The organism is Hyunsoonleella aquatilis (assembly GCF_014270105.1).
Classification (GTDB): domain Bacteria; phylum Bacteroidota; class Bacteroidia; order Flavobacteriales; family Flavobacteriaceae; genus Jejuia; species Jejuia aquatilis.
In genome coordinates this window covers 508755-534690 of the sequence record NZ_JACNMF010000002.1, presented here as the reverse complement: position 1 = coordinate 534690, position 25936 = coordinate 508755, and the positions used below count along the sequence as shown (strand labels likewise).

The following is a 25936-nucleotide window of genomic DNA, read 5'->3' as shown; positions in this document are numbered from 1 at the left end:
AAATCAGTTCCTCTCCTTAGGAGAGGTTAGGAGAGGAAATGGCAAAAGTAAAGACAACATTTTTCTGCCAAAACTGTGGGGCGCAATATGCCAAATGGCAGGGGCAGTGCAATTCCTGTAAGGAGTGGAACACCATTGCCGAAGAGGTGGTTCAAAAACCAGAAAAGGCAGATTGGAAGACAAATTCAAACCCCACAAAAAGAGTTTCAAAACCCTTACGTATAAAAGATATTGATGTTTCGGAGGAAGAAAGGCTGAATAGCTTGGATGGCGAGTTCAACCGTGTTTTAGGTGGAGGAATCGTACCAGGGTCGTTAATATTATTAGGTGGTGAACCAGGTATTGGGAAAAGTACCCTTTTACTTCAGGTTTCTTTAAAACTGCCTTTCAAAACACTATATGTTTCAGGTGAAGAAAGCCAGAAACAAATCAAGATGCGAGCCGAGCGTATCAATCCCAAAAGCAAAAATTGCTTCATACTAACGGAGACAAAAACCCAAAATATTTTTAAACAAATTGAGGCTTTGGAACCCGATATTGTTATTGTGGATTCCATTCAGACCTTACATAGCGATTACATTGAATCATCCGCCGGAAGCATATCACAAATAAAAGAGTGTACAGCAGAACTCATAAAATTTGCCAAAGAAACTGCTACCCCCGTCATACTTATAGGCCATATTACAAAGGATGGGCATATTGCTGGCCCAAAGATTTTGGAGCATATGGTGGACACCGTTTTGCAGTTTGAGGGTGACAGAAACCATGTATTTCGAATTCTTCGTGCACATAAAAACCGTTTTGGCTCCACGAATGAGTTGGGTATCTATGAAATGCAAGGTTCGGGATTAAGAGAAGTGTCCAATCCGTCGGAAATTTTGATTTCGAAAAAGGAAGAAGAGTTGTCCGGCAATGCTATTGCGGCTACTTTAGAGGGTATGCGCCCATTGATGATTGAAGTTCAAGCTTTGGTCAGTACAGCAGTTTACGGTACGCCACAGCGCAGTGCAACAGGTTTTAATGCCAAACGTTTGAACATGCTTTTAGCCGTTTTAGAAAAACGCGCCGGGTTTCGATTGGGAGCCAAAGACGTGTTTTTAAATATAACGGGAGGCATAACTGTTGACGACCCAGCGATTGACTTGGCCGTTGTTGCGGCTATATTGTCTTCAAACGAGGACGAGCCCCTTCTTAACGACTTTTGCTTTGCAGCGGAAGTGGGGCTTTCTGGAGAAATTCGCCCAGTCCAGCGTGTGGAACAACGTATTTTGGAAGCCGAAAAGCTTGGGTTTTCGACCATTTTTGTGTCTAAATACAATAAAATTTCACTGAAAGGCACAAGAATTAAAATACAACTTATTTCAAAAATTGAGGATTTGGTGGGGCTTTTAGTATAATTCCAAATCAAGTATTTCAACGATGTTATTTTCATTTAATCGATAAAAATTGCAATATTTTTAGGATATTTGACTTATCTGTATTACTTTTGCTACGTTTTAATTTTAATACAAGCATAATTTATTTGATTAGGAAAACTTTTATTTGATAAACGTTCTCTCGGTTTTTCAATTTCTTGGAATATTACAATAGTATTCGATTTTTTAATTGCGCCCCAAACAATTAATACCATGAAAAGAAATGATACTCAACCCGATTTCAGAATTTATAGCCTACTTTTTTTAACATTTTTCGCATTTGCCAACGTTTTTGGCCAGTTTTGCCAGCCCAAGAATATTGGCAAGTTCAATACCAACTACATTTCCAAAGTCTCAATAGGTGATTTTTCAAACACGAGCAAAGGAAAAACAGGTGGCTACTCGTATTTTTCAGACCTGAACAGCATAAATATAAAAATTGGAGAGACATTAAAAGGAGAAGTTACGGTCACCCTAAATGGGTGGAACACCAAAGAGAATGCCTTGGTAGTTTGGATGGATTTGAATAGAAATAAGAGCTTTGACGATGAGGGCGAACGCTTCATTTTCTGGGCAGAGGATAAGACAAATTCCAAAGGGAACAAGTCAATAATTATCCCTTTTAAAATAGAAATCCCAAAATCGGTAAAGACCAGTAAATCGGTTATTCGAATTGGGTTCAGAACGGGAAAAAAGCAAAACTTCAGCAGTTGCGATTACAAATATCAATCCGGTGAAATTGAGGACTACAACATTAATTTTGTAACCCATACAGACCCAGATAAAGACACAGACGGCGACGGTATCCCAGACCTTGAAGATATGTTTACGCCCAATCCACCAGCTTCCGCGGCCATTGATTTAGATGGAATTGACGATTATTTAGAGAGTGATCTAAATTTAAGTGGTTACAATCAGCTGACCATAATGGCTTGGGTGAAATTGGACAAAAGTTTTACTGAAACAGGCACATTAATCAGTCAGGGTAAAATGAAGATTAAGGTAAATAAGCATAAAAGGGTGGTAGCACGCGTTAATGGAAAATCGATTGTTGCCAATTCCAGAGAGATTTTAGAGGGACTTCAAAATAGTAGATGGACTCATATTGCCATTACTTTCCACAGTTCGATAAAAAATCAAAAATTAAAATTGTTTATCAATGGCCATTTGGCCAAAACGGGCAATGACAAATTGTTTTCTGAAGCCATAGGTAAAACCACGAATCTATTCACAATTGGTAAAAATGTAACCAACAATAAGGAGCTTTTTAACGGCGACGTGGATGAGGTTAGGCTTTTTGATATGGCGCTTACAGAAAGTCAGGTGCAAAAAATGGTATATCAAGAAATAACCGAAAGTGCCAATAGCGTTGCAGGTGTAACTATTCCAAAGTTAATAAAAGACGATGATACCGGAGCGACAATTCCTTGGTCCAGTTTAGTGGCCTATTATAAAATGAACGACATCATTAGCGGATCTACCAAAGATTTTTCGTCATATGAGCATATGGCCACAATTTTTAATGCCGAAACCGTAAAGGCGCAATCAGCGCCAATACCTTTTGTAACCAAAGCCCCTGGAAGCTGGGAGGATGTTGAAAATTGGGAGATGGGTGATGTGCAAGATACCGACCAATTAACGAATTCTGAGTTTTCAATTGTAAAGGTAAGCCACGACCTTGACGTCAATACTTCAGTAAAAACGGCGGGTCTAATTTTGGATGAAGGCACAACCATAACTGTTAATGGCGACAACGAATTTAGAAACAGTTTTTACCTAGAATTGAACGGGACTTTAGATTTGATGGACGATTCGCAGTTGGTACAAACCAAAAATAGTGATTTGGTGACCTCCCAAGATGGAAAAGTACTGAGAAGACAAGAAGGAACATCAAACCCTTTTTGGTACAACTATTGGTCATCTCCTATTGGGACTGCTGGAGCGACAGTTTTAACGGACAACAACACATCCAAAAATAACCCAAACAACTCGGACTTCAAACTGCAAATGATTAAGGACGAAACTGGATTTAATAAGGAATTTACTAACAGCTTCACGGCCAATGGAAACATAAGCACCTATTGGCTTTATACATATATGAATGGTACTTCCTACTGGGATTGGGCGCAGATTAGCCCAACTTCAAAATTGAACCCTGGGGTGGGTTATACCCAAAAGGGAACAGGAGTGCCATTTGACGAGCAACAATACATTTTTGAAGGCAAACCCAATAATGGCACCATTTTGTTAAAAGTCCAAGACAAGGGAGGCCCGGGTTCCGTTGCGGGTAAGTCAAAAACTGAGTACTTGATGGGTAATCCGTATCCATCAGCACTAGACCTTCATAAATTTATCGATGATAATGCAGGCATTATTGGTGGTACTATTCAGCTTTGGCAACAGTGGGGTGGCGCCTCACATAACCTGAATGAATACCATGGAGGATACGCCCAAGTAAATAAATTGGGAGCAGTTAGAGCGCGTCAATTTGTGGGATTCAACGGAGCGACTACTGGAGAAGAACGGGGTACTGTTATACCCTCGAGATATGTGCCGGTTGGACAAGGGTTTATTACGGAAATTGTTGCAAATGGAAATGTTGAATTCAACAACGGTCAGCGAGTGTTTATCAAGGAGGCAGATGCGGACGGAAGCTATAATAACGGCTCGGTATTTTCAAAAAGGGGTAATGGAAAATCTAATCAGAGTACTGATTCGGAAGCAGATCTTGGCGAAATGCAAAAAATACGTTTGGAGTTTAATTCAGTAAAAGGGCCTAAAACCAAACGGGAATTGCTTTTGGGCTTTAGCAAAGACACTTCGGATGATTTTGATTTTGGCTATGATGCCGAAACTGACGGCTCCAATAACAACGATTTGAACCTAAATTTTGAAGGCAAAAACTTTAATATGCAGGCCTATGGACCAATTTCTATAGATAAGGTGGTGCCACTAAATTTCAAATCCTCTGGGGATAATGCTTTTGAGGTAAAAGTTACTGAAATGGAAAATATCGGTGAATATCAAGAGATATACTTACGCGATAATCTTACAGGTGATTATTTTGACTTAACCAGTGGCGAGGCCTACCATTTTTCATCTAGACAAGGAAAATTTAATAAGCGGTTTGAAATTGTATTTCAGTCTGAAGCAAGTACTCTAAGTATGGAAGAGGTCCAAGTGGATGAAAATTTTATTTACTACGACATGCGTAATAACCTACTGTTTACTAAAAAACTTTCTGGTCCCATTAAAAAATTCACGCTTTACAACATTTCTGGGCAAAGCGTTTTTGAAATGAGCGATGTACCAAACTTAACCTTCGAGAGTGGTTTAAGTCTTCCAAGTGTTTCAACCGGGACTTATATCACATGTTTTAGAACGGATTCTGATGTGGTTTTGACCAAAAAGATAATTGTAAATTAATTCAGGAAAGTTGATATGGGCCTGGGTTTAATATACTTACGGAAAATTACGTTTATCTTTGAAATATGTATTTTGTCGATTATTTTGTTGTTTTTGTCGATAATTTGAAGTAATATTGTGATACCTTTTAATTAAGTAGCATAAAAAGTGTGTGTTGTAATTGAAGTTTTCTTCCCTCAAGTTTAGTTTCAATTAATGTGATGTGTGAATTATTTTTTAACTGAATAAAGTATATAACTGTTTAGTAATAAGTTAACATGGATTTCCCCCAAATCTATTAATTATGAAGACAAGACCTTTTTTATGCCTGCTTGTAATTCTTTCTATTTTCAATATTGGATTGGCTCAAAATTCGCCTTTGGAGGTAACAGTCAAGTGGACTTCAAATTCGAATGAAAATAAAATAGAGGTTTATAATACCTCTAATGATTTGTTGCTTACGCTTTGTGATGATTCACAATGCTATACCAGCACTGGGGCTACCTCCAACGACAAATATTTTGTGAGATACGATTTGGGCTGTGTTACAAATGGGAACAACTACTATATTAAACTATATGATATTGCCAATGATGGCTGGCAAGGTACTAGCCATGTATCTGTGTCCGTTAATGGTTCAGAAGTAATCAACAATGATGGGAGTGGAGCGAACACTACAGGTCAAACCTTATACTTTAACGTATCAGGAGGAGATGCTTCCTGTAACGGTTTGTTGGATACAGATGGGGATGGAATGCCCGATTATCTGGACTACGACGATGACGGAGACGGGATAACCGATGGTGTCGAGAATTTGGGAGAAGAAAGGTTTGAATGTACCCTTCCGGAACTTGCATTCGAGAATGCTACCTATGATGCGGGAGCGAGTACGGGAGCCGATGGATCAGTTGGAGCAGTTTATAGGTTCAGCAATTCAATCCAGGGGTATGATGTACTGATGGAAATAACGGAGCTGACTAACACCACTATCTCAAATATAGATGATGACTCTACAGGTATAGCTGAGTATTTGCAAACGGAACTAACTTTTACTGGGTCTGGAACTCCCGGAGCTACATTTATGTTTACAATTGTTGATGCTGGCACTACAACTCCCTCCACGGAAATTTTTAGAGTTAATGGTATAACATGGGATTGTGATGGTACTTCAAGTTTGTTGGAATCCGTTGTGTATCATGATGTTGCTGCATATGGTGTTGAAAATCCATCGAGTTTAACGGTTACCGATTTAGGATCTAATAATATTGAGATGACTTCAGGTGATGTAACCGTAAATGGGTATTCCACGCTATCTTGGTTAAGGGCTTATTACCAGTTCATCGGCAACTCCTTTACCATGCGCATGCAGGCTATTAAGTCAACAACCTCCTCAAGTACTAGAAAGTATATGATGTCCTTCACTCAGTGCGAGTTTTTGGATTTCAATGCCAATTCTCTGATCATATTGACCGGCGAGGACTTCGACGGGGACGGGAAGTTCAACTACCTGGACCTGGACAGCGACAACGACGGTATCCCGGACAACGTAGAGGGCCAGTCCACGGCTGGCTACGTGGCCCCCACTGGCACGGTCTCGTTCAAGACCGGCATCGACATTGCCTACGGGAGCGGTATCAGCGTTGTGAACACGGACACGGACATCTACCCTGACATATTGGATCTTGACAGCGACAACGACGGACTGTTGGACATCGAGGAGAACGGCATGGCCGATGCCATCACCTTGTTCTCGGACTCCGACAACGACGGGCTGGACCTGCTCTTCGAGGGCACGGACATCAACGACCCGAACGATGCGAACGATGAGATAGACGACCCTACGGACCTTTCGGTACTTCCCGATAGTGACGGCGATCTGGGTATCGGTGGCGACCTTGACTACCGCGACCTTTTCAGCCCTAACCCGCCCGCCTCCGCCACGATAGATTTTGACGGGGTTGACGATTACCTGGACAGCAGTTTGGATTTGAGCGGCTACGGCCAGATGACGGCCATGGCCTGGGTAAGGGTGGACCCCTCCTTCTCGGGCACCGGGAAGATCATGGAGCAGGGGGACTTCCACATGCAGGTGAACAGCTCGAAGGTGCCGGCCTTTCGTTTGAACGGGCATACCCTTTCCCTTTCGGGCTCGGATGCGCTGACGGACAACGTATGGGCGCACATCGCATTGGTATTTGATAATGCGGCACCTTCGGGCAAGCTTAAAATATACGTGAACGGGCATTTCAGGGCCGGTAGCGACGACGGGGCGCTGAGCTCAAATATAACGGCCTCAACGGACGCCTTTACCATCGGTAAGAGTTCGTCGTCGGATTCCGGGTATTTTTACGGGGACATTGATGAGGTCCGCGTCTTTGATACCGCGCTTACGACGTCCCAGGTACGGAGGATGGTGTACCAGGAGATACAGGAAGTTTCGGGACTGGTTACGGGTGCTGTTGTGCCAAAGCCCATCAGCGACGAAAGTACAGGAGCCACCATATCGTGGTCCAGCCTGAAGGCCTATTATCCGATGTCGGACATTATCAATTCGACGACGGACGACCGCTCGTCCAACGGCCATACGGTTCAACTGTACAACATTCTTACGCTACAGGAGCAGACGGCACCGATGCCCTACCGGACATCCAGTTCCGGTAGTTGGAATGCCACCTCCAATTGGGCATCGGGCAGTGCCTGGGACATGGGCGAGCTGAACGATTCCGGATATTCCATCGTCCAGGTAGGCCACGATATGGACGTTTCCACTTCGGTAAGCACATTGGGCCTGGTACTGGATTCCGGAGCAACATTGACGGTCCAGGGCGATAATGAAATAAAGAACAGCTACTACCTGGAGCTCAACGGCACGCTTGACCTGATGGGCGATTCCCAGCTGGTTCAGACCGATCAAAGCGACCTTGTGACCTCTGCGGACGGGAAGGTACTGCGGAGACAGGAGGGCGTACCGAGCGCCTACTGGTACAACTACTGGGCCTCCCCTGTGGGATCGCAGGGAGCAACAAGCTTGGCCGACAACAATACGGCAAGTAACAATACGAACAACACGGCGTTCAGCCTGGATATGCTGAAGGACGACTCGGGCTTCAACTGCTCGTTTACCTCGGACTATACGGCCAGCGGCAACATCAGCACCTATTGGCTCTATACGTTCATCAACGGGCTGACCTACTGGGACTGGGCGCAGATCGCCCCGTCGACCAACCTGGGCCCCGGCGTGGGCTATACGCAGAAGGGCACGGGCGTACCGGGCACCGAGCAACAGTATATCTTCGAGGGCAAGCCGAACAACGGTACTATTTTAATAAGCGTAACGGACAGGGGCGGTCCCGGCTCCGTGGCCAATGCCACGAAGACGGAATACCTTTTGGGCAACCCCTACCCCTCGGCACTGGACGTCCACCAGTTTATCGACGACAACGCCGGGGTAATCGACGGGACGTTGCAACTGTGGCAACAGTGGAGCGGTAGCTCGCACAACCTTAACGAGTACAACGGTGGCTACGCCCAGGTGAACAAGACCGGCTCGGTGCGCGCCTACCAGTTCGTGGGCTTCTACGGCGCGAACAACGGCAATCAGGACGGCACGAAGACTCCAACAAGATACCTGCCCGTGGGTCAGGGCTTCATCACGGAGATCGTTGCCGACGGCACGGTCGAGTTCAACAACGGCCAGCGCCTATTTATAAAAGAGTCCGATGCCGACGGCACGTACGGCAACGGTTCCACGTTCTTCAAGAACGGGGGCAAAAAGTCGAAGGGGGCTTCCGCAAAGTCGGAAGGACCGGAAGAAGGCGAAGGCCCGATGAAAAGGGTCCGCCTGGAGTTCAGCTCGGTAACGGGCCCCGACACGAGGAGGGAACTCCTGTTGGGCTTCAGTAATGAAACATCGGACGCCTTCGACTACGGCTACGACGCGGAGAGCGACGACATTAACAACAACGACCTGAGCCTCAGCCTGGAGGGCAAGAACATGAACATCATGGCCTACGGGCCTATCACGGCGGACAAGGTGGTGCCGTTGAACTTCAAGTCCTCGGGTAACAACACCTTTGAAATAAAAATAACGGAAACCGAAAATATTGAAGACGACCAAGAAATCTATATAAAGGACAACCTGAACGGGGAATACTTCGACCTTACCAACGGCCAGCCCTACGGTTTTTCCTCCCAGCAGGGGAAGTTCAACCAGCGCTTCGAGATCGTGTTCCAGTCGGAGGCCAGTACCTTGGGCACCGAGGCATCCGAGGCGTCCGAGGACTATATCTATTACCACAAGGGGAGCAACATGCTCTTTGCCAAGAGGCTAGAGGGCGACGTGACCAGGTTCACGCTCTACAGCATTACGGGGCAGTCCGTTATGGAACTGGACAACGTATCGGGGGACACCCTTGACAGGGGGCTGAAGCTGGCGGACGCATCTACGGGCGCCTACGTGGCCTGTTTCAGGACGGATGCGAACCAAGTGATCACGAAAAAGATCATTATTAACTAGTCCGAACAGAACGACCGACCATAACAAAAAAGACCCAGCTAGATTGTTGGGCTTTTTTGTTTTACGGGTAAAGGTTTTAAGTTTCAATCTAAATACCAAAATCTTGCTGTTTGTGTATTTTGTCGATTATTTTGTTGTTTTTGTCGATAATTTGGAGTAATATTGTATTGCATTTTAGTTTAGTACTAAAGAAGTGTGTTATCGTAATTGAAGTTTCCTTCCCTCAAGTTTAATTTCAGTAGAGTTTATTGTATGGTATAAAGGTTGATATATTTCGTCTATATAATCGCAGTGGCAAGCATATTTTGATGAAAAGATATGTAATTCGTTGATAACAAGTTAATTTTAAGAAGCCCAAATCTACTTAATATGAAAGCAAAGTTACTTTTTAGTCTACTTTTTGTTTTTTTCCTGTGCAGTTTTTCCTTTGCTCAAAATTCCGATGTGAGAATCACGGTGAAATGGCCTGGGAATGCTTTTGAAAACAAAATTGAGGTTTATAACACAACCAATGATTTAATCACTACCATCTGTGATGACAATCAATGCTACGTTGCCACACAGCAAGGCGTAACGGACGCTTACGGTTCTAGGTACGATTTAGGTTGCGTCGCTAATGGGAACAATTATTATATAAAACTATACGATATTGCCAATGACGGCTGGGATGCTTCTAGTTATGTTTCTGTGGTTGTCGCTGGTGTTGAAGTGATCAATAATGATGGGAGCGGGGCAAGTAGTACTGGACAAAACATATATTTCAATGTTTCCGGTGGTGATGCTACCTGCAACGGACTTTTGGATACGGACAATGATGGGATGGTGGATTATTTGGATTATGACGATGACGGAGACGGGATAACCGATGGTGTCGAGAATTTGGGAGAAGAAAGGTTTGAATGTACCCTTCCGGAACTTGCATTCGAGAATGCTACCTATGATGCGGGGGCGAGTACGGGAGCCGATGGTGCGGTCGGAGCAGTTTACCGTTTCAGCAATTCAATTCAAGGTTACGACGTTTTGATGGAAGTTACCGAATTGACTAACACTACAATTGCTAATATAGACAACGACACTGTAGATAATCCGACGTATTTACAAACGGAACTTACGTTTGCAGGTACAGGTACACCGGGTGCTACATTTAAGTTTACTATTGTAAATGCGGGTACAATAGTACCGTCAACGGAAATATTCAGAATCAATGGAATTACTTGGGATTGTGATGGAAGTGGCAGTTTGAAGGAATCTGTAGTTTACAATGATGTTGCAGCATATGGTACGGAAAACCCAACTTCGCTAGAAACTTTGGACTTAGGAGGTGGCGATATACAAATTAGTGCATCTGGATTGCAGGAAGGCCCTGGGTTTTCTACTTTAAAAGTACTGCGGGCCTACTACCAGTTCATAGGCAACTCCTTTACCATGCGTATGCAGGCTATCAGTACAACAACTTCTTCAAGAAAAAGACAATTTGGTATGTCCTTCACTCAGTGCGAGTTTTTGGATTTCAATGCCAATTCTCTGATCATATTGACCGGCGAGGACTTCGACGGGGACGGGAAGTTCAACTACCTGGACCTGGACAGCGACAACGACGGTATCCCGGACAACGTAGAGGGCCAGTCCACGGCTGGCTACGTGGCCCCCACTGGCACGGTCTCGTTCAAGACCGGCATCGACATTGCCTACGGGAGCGGTATCAGCGTTGTGAACACGGACACGGACATCTACCCTGACATATTGGATCTTGACAGCGACAACGACGGACTGTTGGACATCGAGGAGAACGGCATGGCCGATGCCATCACCTTGTTCTCGGACTCCGACAACGACGGGCTGGACCTGCTCTTCGAGGGCACGGACATCAACGACCCGAACGATGCGAACGATGAGATAGACGACCCTACGGACCTTTCGGTACTTCCCGATAGTGACGGCGATCTGGGTATCGGTGGCGACCTTGACTACCGCGACCTTTTCAGCCCTAACCCGCCCGCCTCCGCCACGATAGATTTTGACGGGGTTGACGATTACCTGGACAGCAGTTTGGATTTGAGCGGCTACGGCCAGATGACGGCCATGGCCTGGGTAAGGGTGGACCCCTCCTTCTCGGGCACCGGGAAGATCATGGAGCAGGGGGACTTCCACATGCAGGTGAACAGCTCGAAGGTGCCGGCCTTTCGTTTGAACGGGCATACCCTTTCCCTTTCGGGCTCGGATGCGCTGACGGACAACGTATGGGCGCACATCGCATTGGTATTTGATAATGCGGCACCTTCGGGCAAGCTTAAAATATACGTGAACGGGCATTTCAGGGCCGGTAGCGACGACGGGGCGCTGAGCTCAAATATAACGGCCTCAACGGACGCCTTTACCATCGGTAAGAGTTCGTCGTCGGATTCCGGGTATTTTTACGGGGACATTGATGAGGTCCGCGTCTTTGATACCGCGCTTACGACGTCCCAGGTACGGAGGATGGTGTACCAGGAGATACAGGAAGTTTCGGGACTGGTTACGGGTGCTGTTGTGCCAAAGCCCATCAGCGACGAAAGTACAGGAGCCACCATATCGTGGTCCAGCCTGAAGGCCTATTATCCGATGTCGGACATTATCAATTCGACGACGGACGACCGCTCGTCCAACGGCCATACGGTTCAACTGTACAACATTCTTACGCTACAGGAGCAGACGGCACCGATGCCCTACCGGACATCCAGTTCCGGTAGTTGGAATGCCACCTCCAATTGGGCATCGGGCAGTGCCTGGGACATGGGCGAGCTGAACGATTCCGGATATTCCATCGTCCAGGTAGGCCACGATATGGACGTTTCCACTTCGGTAAGCACATTGGGCCTGGTACTGGATTCCGGAGCAACATTGACGGTCCAGGGCGATAATGAAATAAAGAACAGCTACTACCTGGAGCTCAACGGCACGCTTGACCTGATGGGCGATTCCCAGCTGGTTCAGACCGATCAAAGCGACCTTGTGACCTCTGCGGACGGGAAGGTACTGCGGAGACAGGAGGGCGTACCGAGCGCCTACTGGTACAACTACTGGGCCTCCCCTGTGGGATCGCAGGGAGCAACAAGCTTGGCCGACAACAATACGGCAAGTAACAATACGAACAACACGGCGTTCAGCCTGGATATGCTGAAGGACGACTCGGGCTTCAACTGCTCGTTTACCTCGGACTATACGGCCAGCGGCAACATCAGCACCTATTGGCTCTATACGTTCATCAACGGGCTGACCTACTGGGACTGGGCGCAGATCGCCCCGTCGACCAACCTGGGCCCCGGCGTGGGCTATACGCAGAAGGGCACGGGCGTACCGGGCACCGAGCAACAGTATATCTTCGAGGGCAAGCCGAACAACGGTACTATTTTAATAAGCGTAACGGACAGGGGCGGTCCCGGCTCCGTGGCCAATGCCACGAAGACGGAATACCTTTTGGGCAACCCCTACCCCTCGGCACTGGACGTCCACCAGTTTATCGACGACAACGCCGGGGTAATCGACGGGACGTTGCAACTGTGGCAACAGTGGAGCGGTAGCTCGCACAACCTTAACGAGTACAACGGTGGCTACGCCCAGGTGAACAAGACCGGCTCGGTGCGCGCCTACCAGTTCGTGGGCTTCTACGGCGCGAACAACGGCAATCAGGACGGCACGAAGACTCCAACAAGATACCTGCCCGTGGGTCAGGGCTTCATCACGGAGATCGTTGCCGACGGCACGGTCGAGTTCAACAACGGCCAGCGCCTATTTATAAAAGAGTCCGATGCCGACGGCACGTACGGCAACGGTTCCACGTTCTTCAAGAACGGGGGCAAAAAGTCGAAGGGGGCTTCCGCAAAGTCGGAAGGACCGGAAGAAGGCGAAGGCCCGATGAAAAGGGTCCGCCTGGAGTTCAGCTCGGTAACGGGCCCCGACACTAGGAGGGAGCTCCTGTTGGGCTTCAGTAATGAAACATCGGACGCCTTCGACTACGCCTTCGACGCGGAGAGCGACGACATCAACAACAACGACCTGAGCCTCAGCCTGGAGGGCAAGAACATGAACATCATGGCCTACGGGCCTATCACGGCGGACAAGGTGGTGCCGTTGAACTTCAAGTCCTCGGGGAACAACACCTTTGAAATAAAAATAACGGAAACCGAAAATATTGAAGACGACCAAGAAATCTATCTAAAGGACAACCTGAACGGGGAATACTTCGACCTTACCAACGGCCAGCCCTACGGTTTTTCCTCCCAGCAGGGGAAGTTCAACCAGCGGTTTGAGATCGTGTTCCAGTCGGAGGCCAGTACCTTGGGCACCGAGGCATCCGAGGCATCCGAGGACTATATCTATTACCACAAGGGGAGCAACATGCTCTTTGCGAAGAGACTCAACGGCGAGGTAACGAAATTCACGCTGTACAGCATAACAGGGCAGTCCGTTATGGAGCTGGACAACGTATCGGGGGACACCCTTGACAGGGGGCTGAAGCTGGCGGACGCATCTACGGGCGCCTACGTGGCCTGTTTCAGGACGGATGCGAACCAAGTGATCACGAAAAAGATCATTATAAATTAACCAAACCTAAATATCAACCAAAGCGAAAAAAGTCAAACAAACAGTTTGGCTTTTTTTTATTTTGGAATAAAGATTTAAGGATAATTGATTAAATTCGCGAACTTATAAGATTTGAGTATAAATGAGCGCGAAATTTGCTGAATATAAAGGACTTGACTTACCAAAAGTAGCGGAGGAAATTCTCAACTATTGGCAGGAAAACAACGTTTTTGAAAAAAGTGTAACTACGAGGGAAGGGAATGAGCCATATGTATTTTATGAAGGCCCTCCTTCAGCAAACGGATTGCCCGGGGTGCACCATGTTTTGGCGCGTGCCATTAAAGATATTTTTCCAAGGTATAAAACCATGAAAGGCTTTCAAGTAAAGCGAAAAGCAGGTTGGGATACTCACGGACTACCAATTGAGTTGGGTGTTGAAAAGGAATTGGGTATTACGAAGGAGGATATCGGTAAAACGATTTCAGTCGAAGCTTACAACGAAGCCTGTCGAAAAGCGGTCATGAAATATACCGATGTATGGAACGACCTTACCGAAAAAATGGGCTATTGGGTGGATATGGACGATCCTTATATCACTTATGAGCCTAAATATATGGAATCGGTTTGGTGGTTGCTCAAGCAGATTTATGATAAAAACCTTCTTTATAAAGGCTATACGATTCAGCCTTATTCACCAAAAGCGGGAACAGGGTTAAGTTCACATGAATTGAACCAACCCGGTACATATCAAGATGTTACGGATACAACTATTGTTGCTCAATTCAAAGCAAAAGCGGAATCACTACCTGAGTTTTTACAAAATGAAGGTGATATTCACTTTTTAGCATGGACAACCACCCCATGGACATTGCCAAGTAACACCGCATTAACCGTCGGTCCTAAAATTGATTATGTTTTAGTTGAGACATATAATCAGTACACGTTTGAGCCAATAAACGTGGTGTTGGCTAAAAAGTTGGTAAACTATCAGTTCTCTGGAAAGTTTAGTAAAGTTGAAGAAAAGTCTGAATTACTTGGCTACAAATCAGGTGATAAAAAGATCCCCTATTACATCGTAAAGGAATTTGCTGGAAAGGATTTGGTTGGAATTGAATATGAACAAATGCTCCCTTATACTCTTCCAAACGACAATCCCGAAAATGCCTTTAGGGTTATTTCAGGAGATTTCGTTACTACGGAAGATGGTACTGGAATTGTACATACAGCCCCGACTTTTGGTGCCGATGATGCTTTAGTAGCTAAACAAGCCAAGCCAGAAGTGCCGCCGATGTTGGTGAAGGATGAAAATGGGAATTTGGTGCCATTAGTTGATTTACAAGGCCGTTTCCGACCCGAAATGAAGGAATTGGCAGGGAAGTATGTAAAGAACGAGTATTATAATGATGGCGAGGCTCCGGAACGTTCTGTAGATGTTGAAATTGCTATCAAACTGAAAGAAGAGAATAAAGCCTTTAAGGTTGAAAAATATAAGCACAGCTATCCCAACTGCTGGCGAACTGATAAACCGATTCTTTATTATCCATTGGATTCTTGGTTTATCAAGGTGACGGATGTGAAAGATAGGATGTTCGAATTGAACGAAACTATTAATTGGAAACCAAAGGCTACTGGAACAGGTAGGTTTGGTAACTGGCTGGCAAATGCCAACGATTGGAATCTATCCCGTTCGCGCTATTGGGGTATTCCTTTGCCGATTTGGAGAACAGAAGATGGAAAAGAAGAATTGTGCATTGGTTCGGTTGAGGAGTTAAAAGCCGAAATGGTCAAAGCTGTCAGTGAAGGCGTTTTGAAAGCTGATATTTTCGCTGATTTCGAAATCGGAAACAATTCCGATGATAATTACGCCAAAATCGATTTGCATAAAAATATTGTTGACGACATCATTTTGGTTTCGCCATCAGGAAAACCAATGAAGCGTGAAAGTGATTTGATTGATGTGTGGTTCGATTCTGGTTCTATGCCTTATGCTCAGTGGCATTATCCTTTTGAGAATAAAGAATTTATCGATGATGGCGTTACCTTTCCAGCTAATTTTATAGCAGAAGGCGTTGACCAAACACGTGGGTGGTTCTACACTTTGCATGCTATCGGAACGATGGTTTTTGATTCCATCGCCTATAAAAATGTTGTGTCTAACGGTTTAGTGTTGGACAAAAACGGACAAAAAATGTCTAAGCGTTTAGGTAATGCGGTCGATCCATTTGAAACTTTGAGTACCTATGGTGCGGATGCCACACGCTGGTACATGATTTCAAATGCAAATCCTTGGGATAATCTGAAGTTTGATTTGGACGGTGTTGAGGAAGTGAAGCGTAAATTCTTCGGAACGCTTTACAATACTTATTCGTTTTTCAGTTTATATACTAATCTGGATAATTTTAGTTACACCGAGGCTGATATTCGGTTAGAAGAGCGTCCGGAATTAGACCGATGGATTCTTTCAGAATTATATACTTTGATTAAAAAGGTTGACGCCTATTACGCCGATTATGAGCCCACGAAGGCAGCCAGAGCAATTTCTGATTTTACGCAGGACTATTTGAGCAATTGGTATGTACGTTTAAGTAGAAGACGATTCTGGAAAGGCGATTATCAAACCGATAAAATTTCAGCCTACCAAACGTTATATACTTGTATGGTAACGCTTGCCAAATTGGGAGCGCCCATCGCACCATTCTATATGGATAGACTGTATTTGGATTTGAATGCGGTAACCCATAAAGAAGCTTTTGAAAGTGTGCATTTAGCAGATTTCCCTAAGTATGATGAATCCTATGTGGATAAAAGTTTGGAACGCAAAATGGAAGCTGCTCAAACAATTTCTTCACTTGTATTGTCGTTAAGGGCTAAAGAAAAGATTAAGGTACGCCAGCCGTTACAAAAAATAATGATTCCTGTAAATAGCACGCAACAAAAGGAAGAGATTTTGGCGGTTTCGAATCTTATCAAACATGAAGTTAACGTAAAGGAAATTGAGTTGCTTGAAGATGCTTCGGATATTTTGGTTAAGAAAATAAAACCGAATTTTAAGGTGCTGGGCCCGCGTTTTGGCAAGGATATGAAGGCGATTGCAGGGGCAATTATGCAGTTTTCGTCAGAGGATATTCAGAAAATCGAGCAAAATGGAAATTTTGACGTTGAAATAAACGGAAAAAGCATTACTTTAGGACTCGAAGATGTCGAGATTACTTCTCAGGATATCGAAGGCTGGTTAGTAGCCAATGAAGGGAGTTTAACCGTAGCTTTGGATGTTACAATAACTGATGACTTGCGAAAAGAAGGTATTGCGAGGGAGTTGGTAAACCGTATCCAAAATTTAAGAAAGGATTCCGGTTTTGAAGTTACCGACAGAATAGATGTAAAATTACAAAAGGACGAGCAGATCAAACAAGCTGTGGACTCCAATATAGAGTATATAAAAACAGAAACATTAACCGAGGAACTTGAAATAATTGACCAGATAAATAATGGTATAGAAATTGCTTTTGACGATGTGAATACCAAATTATTTATCACTAAACATTAAGGATATGGCTTCAAATACAAATGCAAGATATTCAGATGCTGATTTAGCAGAATTCAAAAAATTGATCCAGGAAAAAATTGACAAAGCACAACACGATTTAGAATTAATCAAAAGTGCCTATATGAACGACCATAATAATGGTACGGACGATACATCTCCAACGTTTAAGGCATTTGACGAAGGCAGTGCTGTGATGAGCAAGGAATCCAATTCCCAATTGGCTATACGTCAGGAAAAATTTATCCGTGACTTAAAAAATGCTTTAATTCGAATTGAAAATAAAACGTACGGTGTATGTCGCGTTACAGGGAAGCTTATCAATAGAAAACGTTTAGAGCTGGTGCCACATGCTACTTTAAGTATTGAGGCAAAGAACATGCAGAAATAAACAAACCCCTTTGCAATTAGGGGGCTCAAAATGAAACGCCAATCTCTTCCAAAAGGGAACGGCGTTTTTTATTTACAAAGAATCGGAAATCGTACATTAGTTAATGTCCCTAAAAAAATCCACCCTTCTAATCCTCATTATTTTACTTATCGACCAAATAAGTAAGATTTACATCAAAACCAATTTCATGCTTCATGAAAGTGTTGAAGTATTCAGTTGGTTTAAAATATATTTTATTGAAAACGATGGAATGGCATGGGGAACAAAAATCAGTGATTTTTTGACCTTTATGTCCGAACGGACAGCCAAAAAATGTCTCACCTTGTTTAGGGTAGTTGCTATTTTTGGGATTGGATATTGGTTGTATCGTTCGGTAAAAAATAGAGGCTCCAAAATATTGATAATCGCTATTGCCCTAATTTTTGCAGGTGCACTTGGGAACATTATCGATTCCGTGTTTTATGGTGTCTTGTTTGGTGAAAGTATGGGGGAGGTGGCTGAATTTCTTCCAGAAACTGGGGGTTATGACACATTGCTTCATGGCAAAGTTGTGGATATGTTGTACTTTCCATTTTACAAAGGGTATCTTCCTGAATGGGTGCCAGTTTACGGCGGTCAATTCTTCACTTTTTTTGAACCAGTATTTAATATTGCCGACATGGCCATTAGTACGGGGTTTTTGATGTTGATTGTATTTAATAAACAGGCGTTTGCTAAAAACGACTAAAAGGCACAAATTGTTTTCGGAGTGATACAATAATCCAACCCAACATCACCCTCAAAAGCATCACTAATCTCATTTTCGGCTTCAAAAAAAGACAAACCGATTTTAAGGGTTTCAGGGTTGCATTTATCTAAAAAGGTGTCATAAAAGCCTTTGCCGTAACCCACCCGATTGCCTTTTTTGTCAAAAGCTAAAAGTGGTATAAACACCACATCAATTTTATCGTTTGAGATTTCAATGCCATCAGCAGGTTCAGGGATATTGTAGTTGTTCTTTTTAATAACGGTGTTATCGGTCAATAAAAAGTGTGTGAGTTCGTTTGTTGTAAAATTACTTCTAGAGATCACAATATTCTTGTCTTTTCCTGAAAGAATGTTCAAAATATAATCGGTGTTGACTTCCTTTTGTTCTTCGATGGATAGAAAAATATGATAAAAGGAAAAATCCCAAATGGGTAATTTTAAAAGTTGATTGGCGATGGCCATACTGAGGTCCTCAATTTGATCTTCTGAAAGTTCGGAGCGTAGTGCTTTATATTTTTTTCGAAGTTCTGATTTGGTCATTTTTAAGATTTAATATCAGTCGAAATATGAAACAGGGCATCCCCTTGATACACAATAGGTAATTCATTTACATTGATAACATACCCTGAGTTTTGTGCCCTTACAAAATAGTTGAACTTTCCATAAGGGTCTGTAATATTACCAATAATATCCTCTTTTTTAACTTCGGTTCCTACAGAAATCGAGGCCTTGAACATCCCCGAATATTTTGCGCGTTGCCATGTGCTTTGGTCAATAAAGACACATTTCTTTTTTGGTTTGGATGACTTAAATACGGTTTTCAACATGCCCAAATGTTTCAAAACCCGCTTGGAACCATTCACTCCCGAATTCGTCACGACATCATCAATATGAAAAGACTTCCCGCCTTCAAAAAGTAACATCGATTTACCTAATTTAGTACAAGTACTCCTGAATGATTTCGTTAAATTTTTGGAATACAACACGAAGGGCGCACCAAAAACAGATGCCAATTCGTCTAAGTCTTTTTGGCCTTTGGTATAGCGTAATTGTGGCGCATTAAAACGTCCTGAACCTCCAGTATGAAAATCGATAATCAAATCGGCATGGGGAACAACTTCATTGATGAGTTTGTGAGCCACGCGACTGGCTAGCGACCCGTGTTTACTTCCGGGAAAAACGCGGTTTAAATCCCGTCCATCGGGGAACTCACGTTTCAAGTTGATAAATCCAAAAATATTGATGACCGGCATACAAATAATGGTGCCACACTTTGGCTGATTGATACCCTTTGCAATCAATTGGCGGATAATCTCTACCCCATTCACTTCGTCCCCATGAATACCAGCGGTAAACAGCACTGTTGGGCCTTCCTTTTTAGAACGGCTGATGATCACAGGCACGTCAATGGGTGAAGCAGTATGCAAATTGGCTACATCAAAGTTGACTTCTTTCGTTTCGCCAGGTTGAACTTCTGTTCCGAGAATTTCTAGGGGTTTCTTTTCAATCGTCATTTAGGCGCAAATAATTTGATTAAAGGTCCGAATGTTTGAAAAACACACCCCTAAATCCCCTCTTTTTAGAGGGGACTCGTTGTGTTCAGTGTTTTTTGATTGCTTCATTTTAGATGTTAGTTTTTTTAGGTTTTGAGTATCCCTCCTAAAAAGGAGATCAAGATAGCTATGGGGATAAGGGGTGTGTAGAATCGTTTTGCCTTTTTTGGTATTTTAATTTTAACGTCTATTACGTTCCACATAGGTAATGATATTCTTTGCAATATTTTTTCTTGTTGCACCTTCTATGCCTTCCAATCCGGGGGTTGAATTCACCTCAAGTAGCAAAGGCCCGCGGTTGGATTGTAGCATATCCACCCCACAAACGGGCAATTTCAATGCTCTCGAGGCTTTCATCGCTACTTTGATTTCGGCTTCACTTAGCTTAACAATTTCAGAAGTGCCACCACGGTGTAAATTAGAGCGGAACTCGCCTTCCTTGCCTTGGCGTCTCATGGCGCCAACCACATGGCCGTCCACCACCAAAGCACGTAAATCGGCGCCTTTGGCCTCTTCGATATATTCTTGAACCAAAGCCCTCGCCTGCAACCCATTAAAAGCTTCCAAAACCGATTCCGCCGCATTTCTGGTTTCGGCTAGAACAACGCCCAAACCTTGGGTGCCTTCCAAAAGTTTGATGATAACCGGAGTACCACCCACGTGCGCCAATACCTTCTCCACATCCCGCGAATAATTGGTAAACACCGTTTTTGGCATTCCAATACCTGCTTTGGACAAGCGTTGAAAACTGCGAAGTTTGTCCCGGGAACGGATAATAGCATCCGACGTAACCGACGTAAACACATTCATCATTTCAAACTGACGTACTACAGCACAGCCAAAAAATGTCACAGAGGCACCTATCCTCGGGATAATGGCATCTACATAGTCCAAATATCGGTCCTTGTAATATATCGTGGGCTTTTCCTTTTCAATAATAATATCGCACTTCAACGGATCGATTACTTCCATCTCATGACCTCTAGCTTCGCCCTCCTCAACAAGTCGGTTGGTAGAGTACAAATTGGCATTTCTGGAGAGGATAACGATGTTCATTTACAGTACTTAAAGTGGCTTAAGTTTCAAGTATTTAAGGTTATTCGGATTGGATTTAGGCATTTTGGTGCGCATAAAATTTTAGGCACTCAAATAGCTAAGTGCAATATAGTAAAAAAGGTCGGCGAATTTTCAGTTTTTGCCTATTTAGCCTACCTTTACACTAATGGATACCCCAGACCTAGAGATACAGCTTAAAACACTTCCGAACCAGCCGGGCGTTTATCAATACTACGATAAAAATGATACGCTTATTTACGTGGGAAAGGCCAAAAATCTAAAAAAAAGGGTCAGTTCCTATTTCACTAAAAATCACGATTACGGTAAAACCCGAGTATTGGTAAAAAAAATCGTAAGGATAAAGCATATTGTTGTAGAAACGGAAACCGATGCGCTTCTGCTTGAAAATAATCTCATAAAAAAATACCAACCACGATACAACGTGATGCTGAAGGACGACAAGTCCTATCCATGGATTTGTATAAAAAATGAACGTTTCCCTCGGGTGTTTCCAACACGGCGCGTATTCAAGGACGGCAGCGAATATTTTGGGCCCTACACCAGTATGAAAACCGTTAGGACGCTATTGGATTTGATTAAAGGCTTGTATTCTTTGCGCACCTGCAATTATAATTTGAGCAGAGAAAAAGTGGAGGCAGGGAAATATAAGGTGTGTTTGGAGTACCATTTAGGGAATTGTAAGGGTCCTTGTGAGGGTTTGGAAACTGAGGAAGAATATCACGGCAACATCAAGCGTATTAAGGAAATTATCAAAGGTAATTTTAAGGATTCGTTATCTCAATTTAAGGCGCAAATGAAGCAGTGTGCCGAAAATATGCAGTTTGAAGAGGCGCAAGGTATCAAAGAAAAAATTGAGGTTCTGGAAAATTATCAGGCCAAGTCCACCATTGTCAACCCTAAAATCAGCAATGTGGATGTGTTTTCCATTACCAGCGATGAGAGTTATGGCTATGTGAATTTTTTGCAATTGTCCTATGGATCCATTATTCGGTCGCATACGTTGGAAATCAAAAAGAAATTGGATGAAACGGATCGTGAACTGTTGGAATTGGCCATTATAGAAATCCGGCAACGATTTAATTCCAATTCAAAAGAAATATATGTGCCGTTTAAGGTGGATTTAGGTGAAGAGGTGAGGGTGACCGTGCCAAAACTGGGCGATAAAAAACACATTGTGGATTTGTCCCTCAGGAATGCGAAGTACTATCGCATGGAGCGTTTCAAGCAGATGAAAATCGTGGACCCTGACAGGCACGCCAATCGTATTATGGCCCAAATGAAAGCCGATTTGCGCTTAAATGAAGAGCCGAGACATATTGAATGTTTTGATAATTCCAACATTCAAGGCACCAATCCTGTAGCCGCCTGTGTGGTTTTTAAGGATGGGAAACCCAGCAAAAAGGACTATCGTCATTTCAATATCAAAACTGTGGAAGGGCCCGATGATTTTGCTTCCATGGAAGAAGTGGTATTTCGACGTTACAGACGACTTTTGGAAGAGGAACAGCCATTGCCTCAGCTCATCATTATTGACGGAGGCAAAGGACAGTTGTCCTCAGCTTTAAAAAGTTTGGACGCATTGGAACTAAGAGGCAAGATTGCCATTATCGGGATTGCCAAACGTTTGGAAGAATTATTTTACCCAAACGACCCAATTCCGTTATATTTAGATAAAAAAAGCGAGACCCTGAAAATCATCCAGCAGTTACGCAACGAAGCGCACCGTTTTGGTATCGAGCATCATCGCAACAAACGCAGTAAAAGTGCGTTAAATACCGAACTAGAAACCATCCCCGGAGTGGGAGAAAAAACGGTAGTGGACTTATTAAAGCATTTTAAATCCGCAAAGCGGGTGGCGCATGCTAAGCTCGATGAATTAGAAGCTGTGGTGGGGGTGTCTCGGGCTGAAAAGGTTTATGATTATTATCATGGGAAATGAAATCGTAATATTCAGGAATAAATTATATCGGATACTATTAATCACTGTTTTAATCTTACTTTCGGCATGGAACGGATATGCCCTAATGGAAGGAAATAGTAGAGCATTGATACCCTTGTTGGTGCAGATAAGTCTTATTGTTTTAATAGTAATTGAAAATAAATTCGTAAAGCAAGGACTTCAGGTATGGGGGATAATATTAATATTTGGTAATGGCATTTCTTTGTTAATGAAAGTTTTAATGGCTTTAATAGAAGGTCAAATAGAGTTCAGTAATATAGTTAAGAACACTTTGTTTCTTGGGGTGGGGATTTTGGTTTACATCTTAAGTAGAAAGCATATCGATATCATTAAGAATGACAGAACTGACAAAATTTGAGAGTTAGAATCATCATATTAACCCTAACCCTACTCATCAGCTTTGCCACTAAAGGGCAAACCAATGAGCTAGAAGAGGACAGGCCAAAAATAGGCCTGGTCCTAAGTGGTGGTGGTGCAAAAGGCCTGGCCCATGTGGGCGTGTTAAAGGTGATAGACTCCCTCGGTCTAAAAATCGACTATGTGGCGGGTACGAGTATGGGTGCCATTGTAGGTTCATTATACGCTTCCGGTTACTTCGGTCAGGAACTGGATTCCATTTTCAATAGTTTGGATTTTGATAAAGTCATCAACGACGATTTACCCCGGGCTTCAAAAGCATTCAATGAGCGTAACAATGCCGAAAGGTATGCTATCACTCTGCCTTTTGAGGATTTAAAATTAAAGCTTCCATCGGCCCTTTCACGCGGTCAAAATACCTATAATGCACTAACACGACTTTTATTACACGTCAGTGATATCAACGAGTTTAAAGATTTGCCCATTCCATATTTTTGTATGGCCACCAATATTGAAACGGGGAAACCTGTCCAGTTAGAAAGTGGCAATTTACCTCAGGCTGTTATGGCAAGTGGCGCATTACCCTCATTGTTTCAACCAGTAGTAATTGACGATATGGTATTGATTGATGGCGGTGTGGTAAACAATTACCCAATCGAGGAATTGCGTGCCAAAGGCATGGATATCATTATTGGGGTGGACGTTCAGGATGGCTTGTTAAAAAGGGACGAACTCACCTCCGCACCCGATGTGCTTCTGCAAATTAACAACTTCAGGACCATAAATGATATGAAGGATAAGGCTCAGCAAACAGATGTGTATATCAAGCCTGATATTACGGATTTTAATGTGGTATCCTTCAGCGATGCGATTGATATCATACGAAGGGGAGAAGAGGCGGCCATAAACAGCATAAATAGTTTAAGGAAATTGGCCTCTGATCAGAAAGCTAATCCAAAAAGGGAGGTGGCAAAAAATATTGAGGATACCATTACTATTAACAGCGTGATTGTTAAGGGTAATCAGGAATACACCAGGTCCTATATTCTTGGAAAGTTAAAACTTAAAAACAGGCAAACCTTAAGTTACCAAAAGTTTACCAAAAAGGTGAATAGTTTGGTGGCCACCAATAATTTTGAATCCTTTTATTTTCAGCTAAAGCCGACAGGTGAGGCGAATACTTATGATTTGATTGCTAACGTAAGAGAATCCAAAGCCACTACTTTTTTTAAGTTTGGAGTGCATTACGATGATTTGTACAAAAGTGCGGCTCTAGTGAACTTGACCAAAAAGCGCCTGCTATTCAAAAACGACTTGGCGTCATTGGATATCATCCTGGGTGATAATGTGCGTTATAATTTTGATTACCTTATTGACAAAGGATTTTATTGGAGTGTTGGTGTACGATCGCGATATAACCAATTTGAAAAGCTGATTAATGCAGAATTGTTGCTGGATGATACGCAAATCATGGGGACGGGGTTAAATAAAATTGATGTGTTGCTTTATGACCAAACCAACCAGGTATATTTGGAAACCCTATTTCGGCGGGATTTTGCTTTAAGTATTGGCGCAGAGCATAAAAGATTAAAGATAAAATCGGAGACCATAGTCAACCCCAATCAGGATGATTTTACCTTTGAAAGCACGGATTATTTCAGCGTTTTTGGAGGTTTAAAGCTGGATACATACGACAACAAATACTTTCCTAAAAAAGGGGTGTTCTTTGACGGTGATTTACACATGTATCTTTTCGCTTCAAAATTTAATGCGGATTTTGATAGTTTCTCTATAGCCAAGGCCACCATGGGCTATGCTTTTAGCATTTCGGATAAACTGTCTCTTAATTTTCAAACCAGTGGCGGGTTTAAAATAGGAGATAAATCCACCACCACACTTGATTTTGCTCTCGGTGGGTACGGAAACAATCTGATTAACAATTTTGTGCCATTTTATGGGTATGATTTTATTTCCCTTACCGGGAATAGTTACGTAAAGGCCTATGCTAGTGCCGACTTTGAAATTTTTAATAAGAACCATATCACAGTTGAAGGCAATTGGGCCAATGTAGAAGATGATATATTTGAAACTGGTGAGTGGTTTACGCTTCCGGACTATCGCGGTTATGCCCTCGGTTATGCCTACGACAGTTTTTTAGGGCCCGTACAGATTAAGTACAGCTATTCACCAGAGGATAATAACAGTGTTTGGTACTTTAATTTAGGTTTCTGGTTTTAGTATTTTTTGGGCGTTCTCCTCGATTAAGCAGCCGTTGGTCAAATAAAATTTACGTCCTCGAGTCGGGCTTTACTCATTGATTGTTAATTTCAAATTAATGAAATCGTGAATGTAAACATTTCACTACTCAATCTTTTTTAAAGCGTCAATGCAAAGAAGGAAGGACTGAG

General features: G+C 43.3%; 13 protein-coding genes. 10 read left to right on the top strand and 3 right to left on the bottom strand.

Going from position 1 to position 25936, the window contains the following annotated elements:
* The first annotated feature begins 38 nt into the window (after window positions 1-38).
* The 7 genes from radA (at window position 39) to H7U19_RS07780 (ending at window position 18561) form a co-directional block, all read left to right on the top strand.
* Window positions 39-1397 carry a DNA repair protein RadA gene (gene radA, locus H7U19_RS07810; RefSeq protein ID WP_186560985.1) on the top strand — a complete coding sequence of 453 codons (1359 nt, stop codon included), beginning with the start codon at window positions 39-41 and terminating at the stop codon, window positions 1395-1397.
* Between the two features lie 231 nt (window positions 1398-1628).
* Window positions 1629-4841, top strand: a complete 3213-nt coding sequence (locus H7U19_RS07805; RefSeq protein ID WP_186560983.1) for a LamG-like jellyroll fold domain-containing protein — start codon at window positions 1629-1631, stop codon at window positions 4839-4841.
* A 283-nt stretch (window positions 4842-5124) separates the two neighbouring features.
* Complete coding sequence (locus tag H7U19_RS07800; protein ID WP_186560974.1) at window positions 5125-9336, top strand: LamG-like jellyroll fold domain-containing protein; 4212 nt, start codon at window positions 5125-5127, stop codon at window positions 9334-9336.
* 369 nt (window positions 9337-9705) lie between these two features.
* Complete coding sequence (locus H7U19_RS07795) at window positions 9706-13920, top strand: LamG-like jellyroll fold domain-containing protein (protein ID WP_186560972.1); 4215 nt, start codon at window positions 9706-9708, stop codon at window positions 13918-13920.
* A 121-nt stretch (window positions 13921-14041) separates the two neighbouring features.
* Window positions 14042-17446: an isoleucine--tRNA ligase gene (gene ileS / locus H7U19_RS07790; RefSeq protein WP_186560970.1), complete on the top strand. Its 3405-nt coding sequence runs from the start codon at window positions 14042-14044 to the stop codon at window positions 17444-17446.
* Between the two features lie 4 nt (window positions 17447-17450).
* Window positions 17451-17834: a TraR/DksA family transcriptional regulator gene (locus H7U19_RS07785; RefSeq protein WP_186560961.1), complete on the top strand. Its 384-nt coding sequence runs from the start codon at window positions 17451-17453 to the stop codon at window positions 17832-17834.
* 103 nt (window positions 17835-17937) lie between these two features.
* Window positions 17938-18561 carry a lipoprotein signal peptidase gene (locus tag H7U19_RS07780; RefSeq protein WP_186560959.1) on the top strand — a complete coding sequence of 208 codons (624 nt, stop codon included), beginning with the start codon at window positions 17938-17940 and terminating at the stop codon, window positions 18559-18561.
* Here H7U19_RS07780 and H7U19_RS07775 read toward each other — a convergent pair.
* From H7U19_RS07775 to rimK, 3 genes are all read right to left on the bottom strand, one after another.
* Window positions 18558-19121, bottom strand: a complete 564-nt coding sequence (locus H7U19_RS07775; RefSeq protein WP_186560957.1) for a 5-formyltetrahydrofolate cyclo-ligase — start codon at window positions 19119-19121, stop codon at window positions 18558-18560. The genes H7U19_RS07780 and H7U19_RS07775 overlap by 4 nt on opposite strands.
* A 2-nt stretch (window positions 19122-19123) precedes the next feature.
* On the bottom strand, window positions 19124-20095 hold the full coding sequence (locus H7U19_RS07770; RefSeq protein ID WP_186560955.1) for a succinylglutamate desuccinylase/aspartoacylase family protein: 972 nt from the start codon (window positions 20093-20095) through the stop codon (window positions 19124-19126).
* A 219-nt stretch (window positions 20096-20314) separates the two neighbouring features.
* On the bottom strand, window positions 20315-21190 hold the full coding sequence (rimK, locus tag H7U19_RS07765; protein WP_186560953.1) for a 30S ribosomal protein S6--L-glutamate ligase: 876 nt from the start codon (window positions 21188-21190) through the stop codon (window positions 20315-20317).
* Between the two features lie 166 nt (window positions 21191-21356).
* Here rimK and uvrC point away from each other — a divergent pair, with 166 nt between their 5' ends.
* Genes uvrC through H7U19_RS07750 form a run of 3 tightly spaced genes read left to right on the top strand, consistent with a single transcriptional unit; the run spans window position 21357 to window position 25766 of the window.
* The gene (uvrC, locus tag H7U19_RS07760; RefSeq protein ID WP_186560951.1) at window positions 21357-23150 is read left to right on the top strand and encodes an excinuclease ABC subunit UvrC; all 1794 of its coding nucleotides are present in this window, start codon (window positions 21357-21359) and stop codon (window positions 23148-23150) included.
* Entirely contained in the window at window positions 23140-23529 is a 390-nt protein-coding gene (locus H7U19_RS07755; RefSeq protein ID WP_186560949.1) for a hypothetical protein, read from the top strand. The genes uvrC and H7U19_RS07755 overlap by 11 nt, the downstream gene beginning before the upstream one ends.
* Complete coding sequence (locus H7U19_RS07750) at window positions 23526-25766, top strand: patatin-like phospholipase family protein (RefSeq protein ID WP_186560947.1); 2241 nt, start codon at window positions 23526-23528, stop codon at window positions 25764-25766. Before H7U19_RS07755 ends, H7U19_RS07750 begins: the two co-directional genes overlap by 4 nt.
* The last annotated feature ends 170 nt before the right edge of the window (window positions 25767-25936 follow it).